Source organism: Christensenella sp., assembly GCF_034927525.1.
Classification (GTDB): Bacteria; Bacillota; Clostridia; order Christensenellales; family Christensenellaceae; genus Christensenella.
Window position 1 is genome coordinate 1 of record NZ_JAYFPU010000198.1, and the last position, 2,577, is coordinate 2,577.

At 46.3% G+C, this 2,577-nt stretch carries 5 protein-coding genes; 4 read left to right on the forward strand and 1 reads right to left on the reverse strand.

The window, feature by feature from the left end; genetic code table 11:
* On the forward strand, nt 1–461 hold a 461-nt coding region (locus VB081_RS08060; RefSeq protein WP_323400309.1), incomplete at its 5' end, for a thiamine diphosphokinase.
* A gap of 51 nt (nt 462–512) precedes the next feature.
* On the opposite strand, the gene rpmB is transcribed toward VB081_RS08060, so the two are convergent.
* Complete coding sequence (gene rpmB, locus VB081_RS08065) at nt 513–704, reverse strand: 50S ribosomal protein L28 (RefSeq protein ID WP_323400310.1); 192 nt, start codon at nt 702–704, stop codon at nt 513–515.
* Between rpmB and VB081_RS08070 the strand changes: the two genes are divergently transcribed.
* The 3 genes from VB081_RS08070 to VB081_RS08080 form a co-directional block, all read left to right on the forward strand.
* Nucleotides 655–903: a hypothetical protein gene (locus VB081_RS08070; RefSeq protein ID WP_323400313.1), complete on the forward strand. Its 249-nt coding sequence runs from the start codon at nt 655–657 to the stop codon at nt 901–903. The genes rpmB and VB081_RS08070 overlap by 50 nt on opposite strands.
* The gene (locus VB081_RS08075; protein WP_323400311.1) at nt 881–1,234 is read left to right on the forward strand and encodes an Asp23/Gls24 family envelope stress response protein; all 354 of its coding nucleotides are present in this window, start codon (nt 881–883) and stop codon (nt 1,232–1,234) included. The genes VB081_RS08070 and VB081_RS08075 overlap by 23 nt, the downstream gene beginning before the upstream one ends.
* Before the next feature lie 13 nt (nt 1,235–1,247).
* Nucleotides 1,248–2,577: DAK2 domain-containing protein (locus VB081_RS08080; protein WP_323400312.1), on the forward strand; the 1,330-nt coding region annotated here is incomplete at its 3' end.

The window sequence follows — 2,577 nt, forward strand, 5'->3', positions numbered from 1 at the left end:
TACTGCAACGCTATATCGATATGCGCATTGCATATGTGAAAGCGTCTTCGCAAAAAGATGAAACAGACGGTATGCTGGCGCTTGACGAAGCGATCGGGCGCGGAGCGCAGAAAATTATCCTGCTTGGCGCGACGGGCGGGAGGATCGACCATCTTCTTTCCAATCTGATGCTGCTTCGGCGCGCTTACGAAAAGAATGTGAAGCTTATGATCTGCGACGAAATACAGGAAATCGTGATCGCAAAAGATATGTTTGAAATTTGTGGTGAGATCGGCCAAACGGTTTCTATTTTGCCCGCGGGAGAGCAGGCGTGCGTGCATGCGCCGGACGGGCTATATTATCCGCTTGATCGGCTTATATTGAAAAATGATGATCCGCGCGGGGTGAGCAATGTGCTTACACAAGAACGCGTTAGCCTTACAAGCGACGATTATGTGCTGGTTATCAAAAACGTGATGTGAATGCAAATAAAAACAGGGCAGACGACTGTCTGCCCTGCATTTGTTTTCTAATTAAACGTGGCGCAGAACTTTCCCTGAACGCAGGCAACGCGTACAAACATACTTCCTTGTCGGAGTACCGTCCTCAATTACTCTTACGCGCTGTACATTGGGAGCCCAGATTCTCTTGGATGTTCTGTGCGAATGACTGATTTTGTTACCGGAAGAAACACCTTTAGAACAGATTTCACAATATTTTGCCATCAGAAAACACCTCCCTCTTGGTATATACGTTTCAAACAGCGTTAATTTTATCATTTATACAAGGGATTTGCAAGTGTTTTTATCAAATAAATTTGTGAAAAAGCATATACAGGCGTTTGATATTGCAGGAAAGATGGTATATAATATGAATAATAAACCAATGGGAGGTTTTACCTATGAGCGCAGCATTAAAAAATGATTTGGGAACGATCACTTATACAGAAGATTACATTGCTTCTATTGCCGGCGTAAGCGCGATGGAATGCTATGGACTGGTGGGAATGTCCCAAAAGAATATTACAGAGTCGATCACGAATCTTTTTAAGGGCGACAATCTGAAAAAAGGCGTTAAAGTCAAGACAGATGGTTCGGAAAATTTGGTCGTTGAATTATATATCACTGTAAAATATGGCGTTTCTCTGTCGGCTGTGGCGGAAAACATCATCGATAAAGTGAAATATTCGATCGAAAAAGAGACGGGGCTGAATGTCAGCAGCGTAGATATTATCGTACAAGGAATTCAGTTCTAAGGGGGAACCTAGGTTGATAAAAACGCTTGACGGCAAGCGCTTGAAAGAAATGATTTTGGGAGCTGCCGCAATACTCGAGAAAAACAAGGAAACGTTGGATTCCTTGAATGTCTTTCCTGTACCGGATGGAGATACCGGTACCAATATGTCACTTACCATGATCTCTGCCGCTAAGGAAGTTGCGGCTGTTGAACAGGAAGACGATCTCATCAAAATTGTCCAGGCACTGAGCCTGGGGGCTTTAAAGGGCGCACGAGGAAACTCGGGCGTCATTTTATCACAGATTTTTGCGGGCTTTGCCGATGCGATCGTAAAAGAGCCGCAGGAGATGACGACACAACTTATGGCAGCGGCGCTTAAGAACGGCGTGGATTTTGCTTATAAAGCTGTCATGAAGCCCAAGGAAGGCACGATCTTAACTGTCACCGCAAGTATTGCGGCTGCGGCGGAAGAGATCGCACCCAAAACGGACGACCTTTATGAGCAGCTTGCCTACAGCATCAGCGAGGGCGAGAAAACATTGAAGCAGACGCCAGAAATGCTTCCCGTACTCAAAGAAGCAGGCGTGGTAGATGCCGGCGGCGCAGGATTCTTGGTCATTATGATGGGCTTTAAGTCTGTTCTTGACGGAGAAGCCATAGACAGCGGGGAACTGCTTGTAAACAGCGAACCGATCGTCGATTTTTCAAACCTTGCGCCTCATGAAGACGACATCAAATATGCTTATTGTACTGAATTTTTCATCAAAAATATTTTTCCGGACACGAAAGAGCGCGATATTGATACCTACCGCAATAATTTATCAAAAATCGGCGACTGTGTCCTTGTAGTCGGAGACCTGAATCTGGTCAAGACACATGTACATACCAACGAACCCGGCCTCGCGCTGCAATATGCGCAGATACTGGGTGAGCTGAGCAAGATCAAGATCGATAATATGCGGGAGCAGCACAGGGAGCTTTCCGAGCTGACGGATGTGCCCGAGCTAAACGAACGGCCGCAAAAAGAGATATCAGTTGTAACAGTTGTGGCGGGCAAGGGCATACAGACGATTTTTGAAGATTATCAGATCGATATGTTTGTACAGGGGGGGCAGTCAATGAACCCTTCCACCGAGGATATCCTGCGCGCGATCGAAAGTGCGCCGTCTGACAATATTATCGTGCTGCCCAACAACAAAAATATCATACTCGCTGCCGACCAGGCGGCTGATCTTTGTAAAAAGAACGTTGTGGTATTGAAGTCAAAAACGATCCCGCAAGGCATTGCCGCGGCGATCGCTTACGATCCGGAAGCGGATATCGACAGCAACACCAAACGTATGCAGCGGGCGATAGAGTCAA

What these genes read in the sequence shown, in the direction of transcription:
- VB081_RS08075 (WP_323400311.1), top strand. Translation starts at nt 881, where the DNA reads ATGAGCGCAGCATTAAAAAATGATTTGGGAACGATCACTTATACAGAA.
- rpmB (WP_323400310.1), bottom strand. Translation starts at nt 704, where the DNA reads ATGGCAAAATATTGTGAAATCTGTTCTAAAGGTGTTTCTTCCGGTAAC.